At 54.9% G+C, this 16,315-nt stretch carries 12 protein-coding genes; 2 read left to right on the forward strand and 10 right to left on the reverse strand.

The features are described from left to right. Positions 1 to 21: 21 nt before the first annotated feature. From VGC62_RS18490 to ccoN, 7 genes are all read right to left on the reverse strand, one after another. A complete protein-coding gene (locus VGC62_RS18490; protein ID WP_331188619.1) occupies positions 22 to 2,472 on the reverse strand; it encodes a heavy metal translocating P-type ATPase in 2,451 nt (816 codons plus the stop codon). 26 nt (positions 2,473 to 2,498) lie between these two features. Then, complete coding sequence (locus VGC62_RS18495) at positions 2,499 to 3,038, reverse strand: FixH family protein (RefSeq protein ID WP_331188527.1); 540 nt, start codon at positions 3,036 to 3,038, stop codon at positions 2,499 to 2,501. 12 nt (positions 3,039 to 3,050) lie between these two features. Then, the gene (gene ccoG / locus VGC62_RS18500; protein WP_331188528.1) at positions 3,051 to 4,466 is read right to left on the reverse strand and encodes a cytochrome c oxidase accessory protein CcoG; all 1,416 of its coding nucleotides are present in this window, start codon (positions 4,464 to 4,466) and stop codon (positions 3,051 to 3,053) included. A gap of 123 nt (positions 4,467 to 4,589) precedes the next feature. Beyond that, positions 4,590 to 5,561 (reverse strand): cytochrome-c oxidase, cbb3-type subunit III, encoded by a 972-nt coding sequence (gene ccoP, locus VGC62_RS18505; RefSeq protein WP_331188529.1) that lies wholly within the window; start codon positions 5,559 to 5,561, stop codon positions 4,590 to 4,592. Next, positions 5,558 to 5,749: a cbb3-type cytochrome c oxidase subunit 3 gene (locus tag VGC62_RS18510; protein ID WP_331188530.1), complete on the reverse strand. Its 192-nt coding sequence runs from the start codon at positions 5,747 to 5,749 to the stop codon at positions 5,558 to 5,560. The genes ccoP and VGC62_RS18510 overlap by 4 nt, the downstream gene beginning before the upstream one ends. A 5-nt stretch (positions 5,750 to 5,754) precedes the next feature. Further along, positions 5,755 to 6,366 carry a cytochrome-c oxidase, cbb3-type subunit II gene (ccoO, locus tag VGC62_RS18515; RefSeq protein WP_331188531.1) on the reverse strand — a complete coding sequence of 204 codons (612 nt, stop codon included), beginning with the start codon at positions 6,364 to 6,366 and terminating at the stop codon, positions 5,755 to 5,757. Further along, positions 6,366 to 7,808, reverse strand: coding sequence for a cytochrome-c oxidase, cbb3-type subunit I (gene ccoN / locus VGC62_RS18520; RefSeq protein WP_331188532.1), 1,443 nt, complete (start codon positions 7,806 to 7,808; stop codon positions 6,366 to 6,368). Before ccoN ends, ccoO begins: the two co-directional genes overlap by 1 nt. A gap of 711 nt (positions 7,809 to 8,519) precedes the next feature. On the opposite strand from ccoN, the gene VGC62_RS18525 reads away from it, so the two are divergent. Continuing rightward, complete coding sequence (locus tag VGC62_RS18525) at positions 8,520 to 9,209, forward strand: alpha/beta family hydrolase (RefSeq protein ID WP_414705821.1); 690 nt, start codon at positions 8,520 to 8,522, stop codon at positions 9,207 to 9,209. Here VGC62_RS18525 and VGC62_RS18530 read toward each other — a convergent pair. The 3 genes from VGC62_RS18530 to VGC62_RS18540 form a co-directional block, all read right to left on the reverse strand. Next, complete coding sequence (locus tag VGC62_RS18530) at positions 9,198 to 9,689, reverse strand: hypothetical protein (protein ID WP_331188534.1); 492 nt, start codon at positions 9,687 to 9,689, stop codon at positions 9,198 to 9,200. The genes VGC62_RS18525 and VGC62_RS18530 overlap by 12 nt on opposite strands. 132 nt (positions 9,690 to 9,821) lie before the next feature. Continuing rightward, positions 9,822 to 11,732, reverse strand: coding sequence for an Ig-like domain-containing protein (locus VGC62_RS18535; protein ID WP_331188535.1), 1,911 nt, complete (start codon positions 11,730 to 11,732; stop codon positions 9,822 to 9,824). Between the two features lie 68 nt (positions 11,733 to 11,800). Further along, a complete protein-coding gene (locus VGC62_RS18540) occupies positions 11,801 to 13,669 on the reverse strand; it encodes a hypothetical protein (RefSeq protein WP_331188536.1) in 1,869 nt (622 codons plus the stop codon). Between the two features lie 351 nt (positions 13,670 to 14,020). Here VGC62_RS18540 and VGC62_RS18545 point away from each other — a divergent pair, with 351 nt between their 5' ends. Continuing rightward, complete coding sequence (locus VGC62_RS18545; protein WP_331188537.1) at positions 14,021 to 16,309, forward strand: autotransporter outer membrane beta-barrel domain-containing protein; 2,289 nt, start codon at positions 14,021 to 14,023, stop codon at positions 16,307 to 16,309. The last annotated feature ends 6 nt before the right edge of the window (positions 16,310 to 16,315 follow it).

The raw sequence follows: 16,315 nt of genomic DNA on the forward strand, positions 1-16,315 counted from the left end.
CCTCCAAAATCCGTGGTGTGCTCATGTTGGCAGCGCACGGCTGTGATTGATGGAGGGGAGGGCTGCAGACCCCTTCACACGTGTCAAGCGCAGCGCATTGAGCACCACGGTCAGCGAGCTGATTGACATCCCCACCGCAGCCCAAAGGGGGGTGATCCAGCCAAGCGCGGCGAATGGCAGCATGAGGCCATTATAGAGTCCGGCCCACAGCAGGTTTTCGACGATGATACGGCGGGTTCTTCGCGCCAGACTGAACGCCTGTACCAGTGCCTGCAAGCGGTTGGATAACAAGACAGCGTCGGCGCTGGTTTTAGCCAGATCGGTGGCCGAGCCCATGGCCACGCTGATATCGGCGGCAGCGAGCACCGGGACATCGTTCACCCCGTCGCCAAGCATCAACACCTTATGACCCTCGGCGCGCAGTTGCTCAAGGATGGCCAGTTTGTCATCGGGGCGCAGCCCACCGCGCACGTCGCCAATGCCCAACTGCGCTGCCACGCTGGCAACCATCGGCGAACTGTCGCCGGACAGCAGCAGTATGTTCCACCCCCGTGCTTTACACGCCTTAACCAGGGCCGCGGCATCATCACGTAAGTGGTCGTCCAGCACGAACCAGGCTAGCGCTTGTTGATCGTCACCCAACAACAGCCATTGCCCTGGTTCATCAGGCATCGCCGGAACAGGACAGCCGCTGAGCTGACAGGCAAAAGCAGCTTGGCCGATGCGTAATCGGCGGCCTGCAACGTGTCCCTCCAGCCCCAGGGTGGGTGTGCTGATGACCTTGTCAGCGGCCACCGGAGCACGTCCAAACGCGTGGGCAATCGGGTGTTCGGAACGATTTTCCAGGGCGGCGGCAAGGGCGAGGCAGTCGTCGCTGCTCAAGGTTGCCAGCGGTTTAATGGCGCGTAATGTCAGACGGCCTTCGGTCAGGGTCCCGGTCTTGTCGAAAATGACCGTGTCGATCTGATTCAACCCTTCGAGCACATGACCGCGCGTCAGCAGCAGGCCGAGTGTGTGCAGGGTGCCCGTGGCCGCCGTCAGCGCGGTAGGTGTGGCGAGTGACAACGCGCAGGGGCAGGTCGCGACCAGCATCGCCAATACAATCCAGAAGGCGCGCGAGGGGTCGAGTTGCCACCAGAGCACTCCGATGGCGACAGCAAAGATCAGCGAGGCCAACAGAAACCATTGCGCGGCCCGATCGGCGATTTGCGCAAGCCGGGGTTTTTCCGATTGTGCGCGTTCCAGCAGGCGCACAATGGCCGCTAGCCGTGTGTCGTGGCCTAGGGCTGTGACCTGCACAATCAGCGCGGCCTCGACGTTTAACGTCCCGGCGGTGACGGCATCACCCACGGTGCGCGAATGTGGCAGGTATTCGCCGGTCAGCAGGGATTCATCAATGCTGGAGTGGCCGTCGATGATCTTGCCGTCGGCAGGCAAAACAGCGCCTGGATGCACCAGCACCTGATCGTCCAGACGCAGCTCGCTGAGCAGAATACGTTCGCCTTGACCGTCGCTGTTCAGCCGCAGGCACGACGCTGGCAGCAGATTGACCAAATGCGCGGTCGCAGCGGCGGTGCGTTCGCGGGCCCGGCGTTCCAGATAGCGGCCGGTCAGCAGGAACAGGGCAAACATCCCCACCGCGTCGAAATACAGTTCGCCCACGCCACTGATGGCAGTCCAGATTCCGGCCAGGTACGCCGCGCCAATGGCCAGCGACACGGAGATGTCCATGGTCAGGTGTCGGGTGCGCAAGTCGCGCATCGCGCCTTTGAAGAAAGGGGCGCAACTGTAGAAGACGATAGGGGTGGTCAGAAACATTGCGACCCAGCGCAGGATGGTGTGCATTTGCGGGCTGAGGTCGATGTTGAATTCGGGCCAGGTTGCCATGGTGGCCATCATCGCCTGAAACCACAGCAGGCCGGCTACACCCAGTTGGCGCAGGGCTAGACGGTTTTCGTTTGCCAGTCGTTCGGTCGCTTTATCGGTTTGGTACGGGTGGGCGACGTAGCCGATGCTGCGCAGTTCGCTGAGCACCTGACTCAGCGGCAGTTCACTCTGCGCCCAGCGTATGTGCAGGCGATGATTGGACAGATTCAAGCGCGCTTCGGCGACAGCCGGCAACGCGCGTAAGTGGCGCTCTATCAGCCAACCGCAAGCAGCGCAACTGATGCCTTCCATCATCAACGTGGTTTCGGCGAACGCCTCGTCATGGCGCACGAACGGCGCCTGTACGTCCGGGCGGTCGTATAGCAGGAGTTCGTCGGTCAGTTGTGCAGGAAGACTCTCTGGATTGGACGAGGGTTCGCTGCGATGGTGGTAGTAACTTTCCAGCCCGCCAGCGACGATGGCCTGTGCCACCGCTTGGCATCCGGGGCAGCACAGCTCACGTGTTTGCCCCAGAATCACTGCGGTGAATCGGCTGCCAGGCGGGACGGGCAGGGCGCAGTGATAACAGGGGGTGGGTTGGGTCATTGGATTAGTGGGTGAATGAGTCAGGTTCACTGCTTCCCATCTTCCGCACCCTGAATCGCTTCGTCACCCAGAAGCAAATCCTTGTCATGAATGACGTTTTCTTCCTCGAACATCCGCCAGGTTCGGCCATTCTCCACCCCCAGCAGCTCGACAAAACGACGGCCTTGCACCTTGTCGTTCAACTGCCCGACGTAACGGCCCGATTCCGATTCACTGTGGGTCAGCACGATCTTGCGATCCTTCTCGGGCTGGGTGGGCGAGATCAGATTGAGCTCAACCGTTTGCGGCTGGCTGTCCCCGGTCAAGTGCAGGTCTGCTTCGCCAGTCACCTCATCCAGGTGGACTGTCGCCCGCAGCTTGAGGTCTTGTGCCAGAAGCTCGCGATCCAGCGAACGGTTGATGCCTTTACCGGCTTCGTAATAATTGTCGTTGACCAGGTTGTCCGGGTTATTCACCGCGATGATCACCATCGACAGGGTCAGGGTGATCGAGCAGGCAAGAATGCCAATGATGATCCATGGCCAAAGGTGCCTGTACCAAGGACTCGATGCGGTTGCTACGGACATGTCTGACGTCTCTCAACGAACGGGCGGGCCGATAAATCGGCTCTTGGCTTGTACTTCAGTGCCGCTGTTGTCGGCGTCCTTGAGGATGAACTTCACCTCGTTGGTGCTCGACGGCAGTTGCTCGGGTGAGACTGACAATTCCACCGGCTGGCTCATGATTTCGCCGGCAGGCACTCTGATCTCGCGCCGACCTTGCAGTTTCAGATCCGGCAAGCCGGTAGCCTCCAGCAGGTAGGTATGGTCCACCTGATCCTTGTTCATGATCTTCAGACTGTAGACGTTTTCGATTCGGCCCTCGGCGTTCTCGCGGTACAGCACGCGGTCTTTGCTGACATCGAAACCCACCAGTGAGCGCATGAAAAACGCACCGACCAGAAAGCCGATCATTGCCAGTAACACCACGGCATAACCGATCAGGCGTGGACGCAGTTTATGGGTGGTCTGGCCGGACAGGTTGTGTTCGGTGGTGTAGCTGATCAGGCCGCGAGGGTAATTCATCTTGTCCATGATCGTGTCGCAGGCGTCGATGCATGCGGCGCAGCCGATACACTCGATTTGCAGGCCATCGCGGATGTCGATGCCGGTGGGGCAGACTTGCACGCACATGGTGCAGTCGATGCAGTGGCCCAACCCTTGTGCCTTGTAGTCCGCGTCTTTTTTGCGCGGGCCGCGTTTCTCGCCACGGCGTGGGTCGTAGGAAACAATTAGCGTGTCCTTGTCGAACATCACGCTCTGGAAACGCGCATACGGGCACATGTAGATGCACACTTGTTCGCGCAGCCAGCCTGCGTTGCCATACGTGGCGAGGGTGAAAAATCCGACCCAAAAATACGACCATCCATCCGCCTGGCCGGTGAAAAACTCAATGACCAGATCGCGGATCGGCGAGAAGTAACCGACGAACGTCATGCCAGTAACAAAACCGATGATCAACCATAGGCTGTGCTTGGCCAATTTGCGGACGAATTTGTTGGCGCTCATGGGCATTTTGTCGAGCTTCATGCGCTGGTTACGGTCGCCTTCGGTGACCTTTTCGCACCACATGAAAATCCACGTCCAGACGCTCTGCGGGCAGGTATAGCCACACCAGACACGGCCAGCAAATACGGTGATGAAGAACAACCCAAAGGCACTGACGATCAGAATGCCCGACAGCAGAATGAAGTCCTGAGGCCAAAACGTGGCGCCGAAGATGTAGAACTTGCGCTCTGGCAGGTTCCACCAGACTGCCTGATGGCCGCCCCAGTCCAGCCAGACCGTGCCGAAATACAGGGCAAACAATAACGCTCCGCCTCCCACGCGCAGGTTACGAAACAGACCGGTGAAGGCCCGGGTATAGATCTTTTCCCGAGAGGCGTAGAGGTCGATCGTGTCGTCGTCTTTTTTTGCAGGCGGCGTGACGTCATGTACCGGAATCTGGTTGCTCATCAGTGCATCCCACGGCAGTGGAAAAATGCCCCGGCCAGTGCATGCCGGCCGGGGTCAGGTAGTCATTGTCAGGCCGCCAACGGCAGTTTCTACAGAAACGGTGTCCGCTACCTAAGCTTTAACTCATTCAGCCGTTTTCTCCCCATGCGACAGGCTGTATACGTAGGCCGCCAGCAAATGCACCTTGTCATTACCCTGCAGTTGTTCCTGCGCCGGCATTTGTCCCTGACGGCCATAGCGGATGGTTTGCTGTAACTGGGCGAAGCTCGATCCGTAGATAAACGCTGCCGGACGTGTCAGGTCGGGGGCACCCATAACGGCGGTGCCTTTACCATCCGGGCCGTGGCAGGCCACGCAGTTGGCGGCGAAGATTTTCTGACCTGCGGCCGGATCGGCTTTGGCCTCTTCCGGTAATTTGCGGCTGTAGAGTTGGGTGAGGATGTACGCCGAGACATCGCGAACGCCCTGATCCTGAATGATCTCGCCCCACGCGGGCATGACCGCATGGCGACCGCCCATGATCGTGGTCTTGATGGTTTGAGGATCGCCCCCCCAGCGCCAATCGGCGTCGGTCAGGTTGGGGAAGCCATAGGCGCCTTTGGCGTCGGAACCATGACACACCGAGCAGTTGGAAGCGAACAGGCGACCGCCCATTTTCAGCGCCTGAGGGTCCTTGGCGACCTCTTCGATGGGCATTGATGCGAATTTGGCGAAGATCGGTCCAAAACGTGCGTCCGAGCGGGCCATTTCCTTTTCCCATTCATGGGCGCCGGTCCATCCGGTTTGCCCATCGGAAAACTGGGTCTGCTTGTCGTTGTCAACGTAGTCGTAACCCGGCAACACGCCCTTCCAGTTGCCCAATCCTGGGTAGAGCACCAGATAGCCAAGCGCGAAGATGATGGTGCCGACGAACAGCATGAACCACCATTTGGGCAGCGGGTTGTCGTATTCCTCGATGCCGTCGAAGGAGTGGCCGACTGTCTCATCGGTGACTTCGGCGCGCTGGCCCTTGCGAGTCGCCAGCAACAGCCAGCTGAGACAGAAAATCGTACCCAGGGTGAGGACTATGACGTACAGACTCCAAAACGTACTCATTGTTTGTGGCTCCTGGAAACGTGTGCCTGCTCGACCTGTTTGAGTGCTTCTGGGTCGTCAGCAAAGGGCAGCATGGTCGCGTCGTCGAACTCCGATTTGCGTCGTGGGCTGAACACCCACAGCGCCAGACCGATAAAGGCCACCATCACAACAAGGGTGCCGAGACCTCGAATCATTCCGATATCCATCGCGATCACCGTTTGCTTTTGATGAGAGTGCCCAGGCCTTGCAGGTAGGCGACCAGTGCATCCATCTCGGTTTTGCCCTTGACGGCGGCGGTGGCACCGGCGATGTCTTCATCGGTGTACGGCACGCCCAGGGTGCGCAAGACTTCCATTTTCTTCGGCGTATCCTTGCCGTCGAGTCGATTCTCGACCAGGAACGGATACGCTGGCATTTTCGACTCAGGCACCACGTTGCGCGGGTTATATAAATGTGCGCGGTGCCAGTCATCGGAGTAACGACCGCCGACGCGTGCCAAATCAGGCCCGGTGCGTTTTGAGCCCCACAGGAACGGGTGATCCCAGACGCTCTCACCGGCTACCGAATAATGCCCATAGCGCTCGGTTTCGGCACGGAACGGTCGGATCATTTGTGAATGGCAACCCACGCAGCCATTGGCGATAAAGACATCGCGGCCTTCAAGCTCCAGGGCTGGCCGGGGTTTCATGCCCTCGACCGGTTTGTTGGTGACGTCCTGAAAGAACAATGGCACGATTTGCGTCAGGCCGCCGATGGCGACCGCGATGACCATGAACAACGACAGCAGGCCGATGTTTTTTTCGAGTGTTTCGTGTCTGATCATCAGTGGGCTCCCACGACAGCGATCTGCGCGGCGGCTTCTGCTTCTTCAGGGTTCGAGGCACGCACCGTACGGAACATGTTGTAGGCCATGAACAACATGCCGCTGGCGAAGAACGCACCGCCCAGGGCGCGGACGATGTAACCCGGATGGCTGGCTTGCAGCGCTTCGACGAACGAATAAGTAAGGGTGCCGTCGTCGTTGATTGCTCGCCACATCAGGCCTTGGGTAATACCGTTGACCCACATCGAGGCGATATAGAGCACGGTGCCAATGGTCGCCAGCCAGAAGTGCGCGTTGATCAAGCCAATGCTGTGCATTTGCGGCCTACCGAAGACTTTCGGGATCATGTGGTACAGCGAGCCGATGGAGATCATCGCGACCCAGCCCAAGGCCCCGGCGTGTACGTGACCAATGGTCCAGTCGGTATAGTGGGACAGCGAGTTGACGGTCTTGATTGCCATCATCGGGCCTTCGAAAGTCGACATGCCGTAGAACGCCAGTGACACCACGAGAAAGCGCAGGATCGGGTCGGTGCGCAACTTATGCCAAGCCCCCGACAAGGTCATCATGCCGTTGATCATGCCGCCCCAGCTAGGCGCCAACAGGATGATCGACATTGCCATGCCCAGCGACTGCGCCCAGTCAGGCAGTGCGGTGTAGTGCAAATGGTGCGGGCCAGCCCAGATGTAAAGGGTAATCAACGCCCAGAAGTGAACGACGGACAGACGATAGGAGTAGATCGGACGCTCGGCTTGTTTGGGCACGAAGTAATACATCATCCCGAGAAAACCTGTGGTCAGGAAAAAGCCCACGGCGTTGTGCCCATACCACCATTGAATCATCGCGTCGGTGGCGCCAGCGTAGGCCGAATAGGATTTGAAAAAGCTCACTGGAAGCGAGATGTGGTTGACGATGTGCAGCATCGCCGTGACCAGGATGAACGCGCCATAGAACCAGTTGCCGACATAGATGTGTTTGGTCTTGCGCTTGACGATGGTGCCGAAAAACACCACCGCGTAGACGACCCAGACCACCGCCAGCAGGATAGCGATTGGCCATTCCAGCTCGGCGTATTCCTTGGTCGTGGTGTAGCCCAGCGGGAGGGTGATGATTGCGCCGATGATCACTGCCTGCCACCCCCAAAAGTGGAAGGCCGCCAAACTGTCGGAAATCAATCGCGTCTGGCAGGTTCGCTGCACAACGTAGTAGGAGGTGGCAAACAGCGCGCAACCCCCGAAAGCGAAAATCACAAGGTTGGTGTGTAAGGGGCGCAGGCGTCCGAACGAGGTCCATGCAAGACCGAAGTTCAAGTCAGGCCACACCAGTTGCGAGGCGATGAAAACGCCAAGCCCCATGCCAAGGATCCCCCAGACCACCGTCATGATGGCGAACTGGCGGACCACCTTGTAGTTATAAGCCGTCGGGCTGATTGCTGTGCTCATTCTAAGGTTCCACGGTTCGAATATTTATTAGAGGTAACCATCGACCGCAAGACAGGCTAAGCGTAGACACTTTGCAGCACGGCGAACGCGCAGCAACGTTTGCGAAAAGCTGAATCGTGGCCCTTCAGGCACAGCCCGGCGTAGTGAAACGCAAAGAGAACGTGCCCAAGCGGACCGAAAAGGCGGGGCAGACAGATCAAGTGAGGCTGCGCGCGTGATTAGCTGCACGTACCGCGCTGCCAATCAGGGTTTATGCCTGCTCTACAACCGTTAGACCTCGGTCGTTATCGCAAGCCAATAAATGCCGTGCATAATCCCTTCACTTGACCTGCGGCCAGCTATTGCCAGTCCACTACTGGGCAAGCTTAGTCGCGAAAGGCGGGCCTGGGAAGTCGCATACATAACAACTGCGACACTTGGCCGCGCAGCCGCACTGAAACACCGCGCCCCATTGCAAGGCGCGGTGTTCAATACTTTAAGAGCATGCTGAAACGTTACTCTGTCTGTGTTACTTGAACATCAGGCTGAGTGTTGTTCCGTAAGCCGTTAACAATTGCACCTCATCATTGCCCAAAAAGTTTGGCCTGAGCAGGCATATGACTTGGGTGACCCTACTCAAGTAGACCTGAACCCAGGCTGTCCAGCGACTCGATTGAGTACGGCATAATGACCGCCTTCCTGAGCGTACGACGGATCAACAGCGAGGCAAATGTGAGCAACGGGTTAAAGAGCAGCAGTGATACAAATCACTGTGCGAAATTGGCAACGGAGCAGGGTTGGCTATGGAACCCGCCCAAGCAGGTACTCAGTGAAGTCTCGGCCACATTGATTTTGGCCCATGGCGCTGGCGCACCGATGGACAGCGAATTCATGAACGACATGGCCCGGCGGCTTGCGGATTTGAATATCGGCGTATTGCGCTTCGAATTTCCCTACATGGCACAGCGACGAGTCGACGGCGGCAAGCGCCCGCCTAATCCGCAGCCCAAGCTGTTGGAGTGCTGGCGCCAGGTATATGAAAAGGTACGGCCGCAGCTCTCGGGGCGGTTGGCGATTGGCGGCAAGTCCATGGGAGGACGCATGGCAAGTCTGATCGCTGATGAGTTGAAGGTCGATGCGCTGTTCTGCCTGGGCTATCCGTTCTACGCCGTGGGCAAACCGGAGACCCCCCGGGTGGCGCATTTGGCTTATCTAAAAACCCCCACCTTGATCATTCAAGGCGAGCGTGATGCCCTGGGCAGTCGGCAGGTTGTTGACGGGTATGCGCTGTCGCCTGCCATCGATGTGTATTGGCTACCTACCGCCAATCATGACCTCAAGCCGCTAAAGGCGTCGGGTCTGAGCTACGAAGCTTGCCTGCAGGATGCGGCTGAGCACATCGCTCGACGTTTATTGAGCTGACCCATCCAGGGGATCATCGATCCATGGCAGGTCGAACGTGCCTGCCGTTACGTGGAACTTGATCGATGACATGCCGAAATCGAAGGTCCCGCGCAGCCGCCTGGATTCCTGGTCGCATTGCAACAGGGCCAAACTGCCCATCTGTAAATGCCGTGAGTGATAGACCCGAGCGACCTGACGAGGTGTCAGGTGATACACGACGCTGATGTCAAAATTATCGACCAGGTTGTAAGTGCCGGGTGTCAGCGTTTGATCGATGTAGAAGCCGATGCTGGTGCCTTGTCGGGCGACATGGCCGGACGCAAGGATCTTCCAGATTCTGCGACGGGGTGTGCCTCGCAGTTCCGAACGCCAGCAGGATCGGCCCATGATGCGGTTTGCGACGAAGGGCTTGTCGTTGATCACTGCCTGGAATTGTCCAGCCCACGCGGACATTGGCCAGTGGGGATTAGAGGCGGGGAGATGTACGGATGCCTTCATGATATCTCTCTCTATTGAATGTGTTTGTCCACACGGAGCTGAGCCCCGCAGGCGCTGTGTCAAAGCAGCACCTGCAGGGTAGCGGGCCTGGATCTGGATGGCCCTCCGAGGATGAATGGACAGTTAGGCGTGTTATCGAAGCCCTACACCGAAGGCCTGATTGTGTTCGACGTATTTGAAGTCCTGACCCGTGCTCAGGTTTTTCGCGTAATACCACTTAATGCCAACGAGGTTTTGCGATGCCAGCGTACTGGACCAATACAGCCCAGCGGCCATCGGCCAGCGTCCTCTATATGCGTTAAAGATCTCGCCCAATTCTTTAATGTTCGGCAGGCGTGCTTGTACGCCTGATGCTGCATTGGAAACCTGTGCCACGCTCCCTACACCCACACTCAGGCATTGAATGACGCCTGAAACGTGCACGGGGTAGCTTTTCTTTTCACCGGCGCTGTCGCTCACCGTGATGGAGGCGTTGCCGTTACTGCGTACCGTTACAAGACCTTGGCTGTCGACATGGGCAATCGCCGGATTGCTTGAAACGTAGGCATACGGCGGGCGACCGCTACGGGGGGTGCGCTGTACCGAGGTGCCGCTGGGGAACGCGGGCAAGACGTTTGGCCAGCCGGGGAGCAGATAGATCTTGCCATTGAGCGTTGCTGGCGAGGTGTCCATTTCCAGCCCGGAGACCACTGTCAGGGCCAGCTTTTGAGACTCGCGCTCCACGCTGCCCCGTTTGACGAAGTAACTCACTGACGCGCTACCCCCCACGGTGGCAGTAATCGCTGGCTTTGGAATCGTGAATGCCAATGGTGTCTGGCCTACGACCGTTTGCGCGGGGGTACCCACAATAGAGGCGCCCATCCAGCGCACCATGACCATGTCTCCGGTCTTCATGTCGGGATAACTGACGCGCACTACGGCACCGGACTCCGCAATCAGTGCTGGTCGAACGATGCCATCTGCGCCCACCGTATCCATACTCACCGCGGGTAGTTCAAGCACTGTGCTTCGGATTTTTAACGGCACGACGGCTGACTCTTGCTCGACGCCGCTGGTGCGGGTCACTCTGTAGTAGATTTCTACAGTTTGCCCATCGTTCTCACTGACCGAGTCGCTGGGAATCCGCACTTCCAACGTTTTACCCGCTTGTGCATCTGTCACTCGTACGTCTCGAATGGTGCTGTTCTTTGGCGCTCTCCAAATTACCGAAACGAAGTCATCGACTTTCAAATTAGCAGCGGAGCCGATGACAACGGTCGCGCCAGCGATAGCGTCTGCAGGATCAAGCGTGTCGCCAACGGCTTCTTTGACGGTGGGGGGGAGAAGAGGAGCGATGGCCGACAGCTCAAGTTTGACCGATACCGAGTCGGAAGGGATCGATAGGTTGCCCGCCTTATCTATCACTGTGTAGTACACAGATTCCTCACCATCGCCCACTTGCTCCAGAAATGCACGAGGGAACTCAATCATGACTCGCTTGAGTCCCATGTCGTTGGTGACGACCGATGTGATCGGGCCTTCAATCGACCCCCAATAGGTGCGGATGACGTCGTCTTCAAATATCCCGCTGTAACCGGCGATCGTACCGGGCAGGATGTTATTCAGCGACTCCAGCTCCGATAACGTGAGACCGTTTTGGATCAGGTTGGGGAAGATGATGGGGGCGAGTTGTGGGGCGCCGGGCGCAGTTTTATCGATTGTGATGGTTATGGTTTGTGAGTCGTTACAAACTTCGCTCCTATTGTTGCAAGTCTGATAAGCAACACTGTGTTGGCCTTCAGTACTCAGATATTCGAGAGGGATTGCCAATTCTAGAAAATCGCCAGGATTGTCTGTATCCAGAATTTGTTTTTTTTCGCCTATGGGTGAGTTATTAAAGAGTAGTTGATATGTGAAGTCGGTCATCGCCGAAGGCCATACTTGTAGTTTTACTTTAACAGCTTCTGTCAAAGAGTCTATTGGCAGCAGCCCGTTATCAAAGGCAACAGGAATCATCGGCGGCGGAAGTTGGTCGCTGATAGTGTGGTCTGAAGTGTTTTGCATAAAAACTGTCCTAATGTCGGTTTGTTGTTTTTCTGAAGAGAAGCGGGTTGGAATCAACCCGCGATCAGTTAGGAGATTGAACAGCTCAACTCAATTGAGTCGAGCATATGTACTGGAACTCTTGTAAGTTTTGAGTTGACAGGGCTTTGATTGCTACCGGCGACAGGCTCTACCCGAAGCGTGGCTTCAGCGAAGCCAGTACAGATGGTTCGGAGATTTACATAGGGGACTTTAAACGTATACCCGTTAACTTCATCTTGCGCGTCAAGACCTCGTGAGTCGGTAAAATTGGCTGCTTCAATCAAGTTATTGTTATCGTCGAATCCAGAGAAATTGAGTATGAGAGTCTGCCCAGTATCAATATTTAAATATGGCGGTACATAAACTTCTGCCCCGTCAGGATTGAGAATTGGAGCGATAACACCGACTGCATTCAATTTAAATACGGGCCCATCCAATCCGTCGCTACCACCCGGTAAATCTTCCTTGGATCGTACAGTGACGAGCTGAATTGGACTTTTTGATGTGTTCGGATTGCCATCTCTGGTTACGGTGAAAGTAACAGGTACTTCGGCGCCTGTTCCCTGAGCCTTGATGATGTTATTGTCGATTGGGATAAGTATGTCTTTTTGTGCCTGGATATCACCAAATTTTATTTGGTACCATTGCTGCTTTACTTGGCTACCCCAATACAGATTAAGGTTGTCGCTTACCTGGAAATCATTATTCCATTTAATAATTCCACGCCCATTCAGCTCATAGTCATCCTCATCGATAAAGTTATCTTCGATATTGGGGTTTTCGACGCTGGTGCCTTGTACAATCAATTCGTGTACGGGCTGAGTAATAGGCAAGGTCAAAAAAACGTCTATCGAGCTACCCAGTGAGCGACCGATAATTTTGCCGTCTCGCGTAACCTCGTAGCTAATAGTTACAGTGCCGACAGGTGTTTGGTTGATGGTTTCAAACGGAACACGGAGACTCAAAACTATATCATCATCCTCATTGCCCTCTGGCAGTCGAACAGGTGCCATAGGGTTATCCTCGCCCCAGAACATTCTGATCTGGTCGCCCGCTGCTGGATCGGTATAGGCGGGTATATCAATCTGAACGCCTAGTTGAGCCTCAGTAAAATCCACTAGAGTCCCAACGGCAGGATCGATAATCGGCGCAGGAAAGTCCGTCGGGATTTCTTTTAAACTTAGAAGAACGGTTAAATGGTTAGAGTCAATGGAAACATTGCCTGCGCGGTCATATACTTTGTAGTGGATTTGTTTCTCGCCGTCGCCAATACCTACCAAGAACTCACGGTCAAAACTGACTTTGACCTCCTCAAGTCCCATGTCAGTTTCGTTCACGTGAACTACTGGTACAGGCGAACCTCCCCAGTTGATATAAATGGCGTCATGCTTGGCCATACCTGTATACCCAGGGATGCTCGCGATAAGCGTCCCTCCCATCTCATCCAGCTCTGCTGCAGTCAGCCCGTCTGCGACCTGGTAGGGGAATTCGACTACTCCTAGTGCAGGTGAGCCGGGCGCGGTTTTATCGATTACGACATCAAATTCATATGAAAAATTTTCCACGAGGCTAACAGGGTTTACAGTCCTGTAGGCAACTTGGTGGCGACCCTCGGTCAAAAGCGGTACGGGAATTTCCAGCGTCAGGGGGCCGCCGGGCTGGTCATCAATCGAAATTTCCTTCTCGGGTCCCTCATTCTGGCCATCCCAAACGAGTTGGTACTTAAATCCGGGGCCGGCGGCTGCCCAGACTTCTAGCGTCACTTCAACCGGATCGTTCAGGTATCTGATAGGCAGTAATCCTGGTGTATCGTTGTCTTGAAAAGCCACAGGGATATTTGGAGCATCAAGAATGCGGGGCTTATCTGCACGAGGTCTTTGCTTTGGGATAATGATTGGTTTTTGTTGTGTGTTCATGATGTTTTCGCTCTGATTGTTTGATTTTTTATATGTAGAATTTTCCCCTGAGATCTAAAGTCGCTACAGGGAGTACTGATCCATCGGTAATAGACAGATGCCATATCGATCAGTTACGTTGGACGTAATAGGTTTTTTTTAGGCGTGTCAATAGGTGGTGGTAAATATTTGTTTTTTTGTGTAGCCCCTTCTATTCAGTCTTGCTTATGTGCTGTCTACAGTAAGTTGGAGGCTACGTCATATTGGGAATTTTCCCACATTTTTTATGAAGCTTATTCTCTTGGAAAATTATCGTATCAGTCGATTATGTGTGCTCTGGTAAATATCTGGGTGCTTATGATGTCGCGATTGATGAGTAGAAAACGTAAATTTCCAAAATACTGTATGGGAGTCTTGGTGCTTTCGGCTGGTCTCGGTTTTGCTGTGAATTCAAATGCGGATGGAGAACGTCAAAGTGATACAGAAGAGAGGGGCTTAGAAGAAGACCGAGAGATAGTTCAAATAAATGGCGCGGATGTAAATACAGTCGTTGTTGATAATAGAGTTGAGATAGTCAATAGCTTGACACCTCTAGATTCATACAGCGTTAGCAATAAAGGTACTTTGAACGTACTGGAGGGGGGAGTCGTTGATGCGATTGTCTCGCGCGAGAGCGCAGTCAATATTAATGGTGGCAAGGTGCTTTCCGGGATTGTGCTGGTTGACAGCTTTGCTGACGTTAACGGGTCGATCATAAGAAATGAGATTGGGTCTGGTCTAAGCATTGGTTCAATCGAGAGCTCGTTGAAGCCTGGTTCAATAGTGACTGCCAAAGAGAGCGAAATTTTGGGGGCCGGTGCGGGAGTAAATATAGGAATTTGGGGGTCGCTGGCACTGACCAATAGTAAGGTCGTTGGAAATGGTAGTGATATTAAAGAAGGTGTAGGTATTACGGTCGCCAGTGGTAAGTTGGTTGCCTCCGAGCGTAGCTATATCGTCGGTACTGCGAATGGATTAAAGATATACGATGGTACTTACAGGGAGGGACTAGGGGATACCAAAACGGAAGTAATTATTGATAATTCTGTTGTCGAAGGATTGTCCGGTGCTGCAATAAAGATAGGTCAGCCTTATGTTACGGCCACCAGTGCGGATGTACTCATAAAAAATGGTGCTGAGTTGCGTTCAGGAAATGGCAATTTACTTGAGGTTGAAGACTCAAGCATTGTTAGATTTACCGTGGATGACAGCAAGTTAGAAGGAAATATTGTAGCTGATGAAAATAGCACCCTGGATGTGGTTTTGCAAAATAATGCACATTTGTCCGGGAATATAATAAACGGTGACAGCGTTCTGGTGGGCTCTTCGGCGAGCTGGGAGCTAATAACTGATAATTCTACAAAGTCCCTTTCTCTTCAGAATGGGAGTGTCAGTTTTCGTGGCGAGGGATTTCATACCCTTTCGTTGGGTGAGCTTTCGGGGAGTGGCTTCTTCAGCATGCGCATCAATCTGGATTCAATTCAAGGTGATTTGTTAGAGGTGAACGGGAAAGCCAATGGTAACCATCTATTGGACATAAAAAATACAGGGGTTGAAGTCGTATCACCGGAATTCGACCCATTTCTGGTCGTCCACACTGAAGGCGGCGATGCAGAGTTCAGTTTGACTGGCGAGCGTGTCGACCTGGGGGCCTATTCGTACCTGCTCGAGAAACAGGGCACTGACTGGTTTATCGTGGGTGAAGGCAAAACCATCAGTCCTTCCACGCAAAGCGCGCTGGCGTTGTTCAACGCTGCTCCGGCGATATGGAACAGCGAGCTGGCGACGTTGCGCAGCCGCATGGGGGAGGTACGGGGTCAGGAAGAAGGGGGTGGATGGATTCGCACCTATGGCAACCGCTTCAATGCCAGCACGTCGGCCGGTATTGACTATCAGCAGCAACAACAGGGCTTGTCGTTCGGTGCCGATGCGCCGATACCAGTCATTAACGGCAACCTGGTGTTGGGCTTGATGGGCGGTTACAGCAAGTCCGATCTGGATTTGAGTCGCGGTACATCTGGTACGGTCAACAGTTACTACGTCGGCGCATACGGTACCTGGCTGTTCGAGGAGGGGTATTACCTGGACGGCGTGCTGAAACTCAACAAGTTCCGTAATGAGTCGGATGTTGCGATGACCGACGGCAGCAAGACCAAAGGTCGTTACAACAACACCGGTGTCGGCGGGTCGGTGGAGTTCGGCAGGCATTTCAACCTGAGCGATGATTATTTCGTTGAACCCTATGCTCAAGTGTCTGGCGTGTTGATCGGGGGTGACAGCTACACGATGAGCAACGGTCTGACGGCGAAGAACAGTCGCACTCAATCGGTGCTGGGTAAAGTCGGGACGACGGCAGGTCGTAACTTTACTCTTGACGATGGCAGCGTCGTGCAGCCTTATGTTCGCGTCGCCATGGCCCATGAGTTTGCTCGCAGCAATGAGGTGAAAGTCAACGACACTCGTTTTGACAACAACCTGTTCGGCTCTCGGGCAGAGCTCGGTGCGGGTGTTGCTGTTTCGCTTTCCAAGCGTCTTCAACTGCACGCCGATTTTGATTACATGAAAGGCGAGCATGTGGAGCAGCCATGGGGGGCAAACATAGGACTGAAGTTGGCCTTCTGACTGTAG

This window comes from Pseudomonas sp. (assembly GCF_036404235.1).
Lineage (GTDB): Bacteria > Pseudomonadota > Gammaproteobacteria > Pseudomonadales > Pseudomonadaceae > Aquipseudomonas.

Bases quoted from the DNA above. Each gene is read 5' to 3' on its own strand.
- VGC62_RS18510 (WP_331188530.1), bottom strand. From the start codon at position 5,749: ATGGATATCGGAATGATTCGAGGTCTCGGCACCCTTGTTGTGATGGTG.
- ccoN (WP_331188532.1), bottom strand. From the start codon at position 7,808: ATGAGCACAGCAATCAGCCCGACGGCTTATAACTACAAGGTGGTCCGC.
- ccoG (WP_331188528.1), bottom strand. From the start codon at position 4,466: ATGAGCAACCAGATTCCGGTACATGACGTCACGCCGCCTGCAAAAAAA.
- VGC62_RS18535 (WP_331188535.1), bottom strand. From the start codon at position 11,732: ATGCAAAACACTTCAGACCACACTATCAGCGACCAACTTCCGCCGCCG.
- VGC62_RS18495 (WP_331188527.1), bottom strand. From the start codon at position 3,038: ATGTCCGTAGCAACCGCATCGAGTCCTTGGTACAGGCACCTTTGGCCA.
- VGC62_RS18540 (WP_331188536.1), bottom strand. From the start codon at position 13,669: ATGAACACACAACAAAAACCAATCATTATCCCAAAGCAAAGACCTCGT.
- VGC62_RS18490 (WP_331188619.1), bottom strand. From the start codon at position 2,472: ATGACCCAACCCACCCCCTGTTATCACTGCGCCCTGCCCGTCCCGCCT.
- ccoP (WP_331188529.1), bottom strand. From the start codon at position 5,561: ATGAGTACGTTTTGGAGTCTGTACGTCATAGTCCTCACCCTGGGTACG.
- VGC62_RS18530 (WP_331188534.1), bottom strand. From the start codon at position 9,689: ATGAAGGCATCCGTACATCTCCCCGCCTCTAATCCCCACTGGCCAATG.
- VGC62_RS18545 (WP_331188537.1), top strand. From the start codon at position 14,021: ATGAGTAGAAAACGTAAATTTCCAAAATACTGTATGGGAGTCTTGGTG.
- ccoO (WP_331188531.1), bottom strand. From the start codon at position 6,366: ATGATCAGACACGAAACACTCGAAAAAAACATCGGCCTGCTGTCGTTG.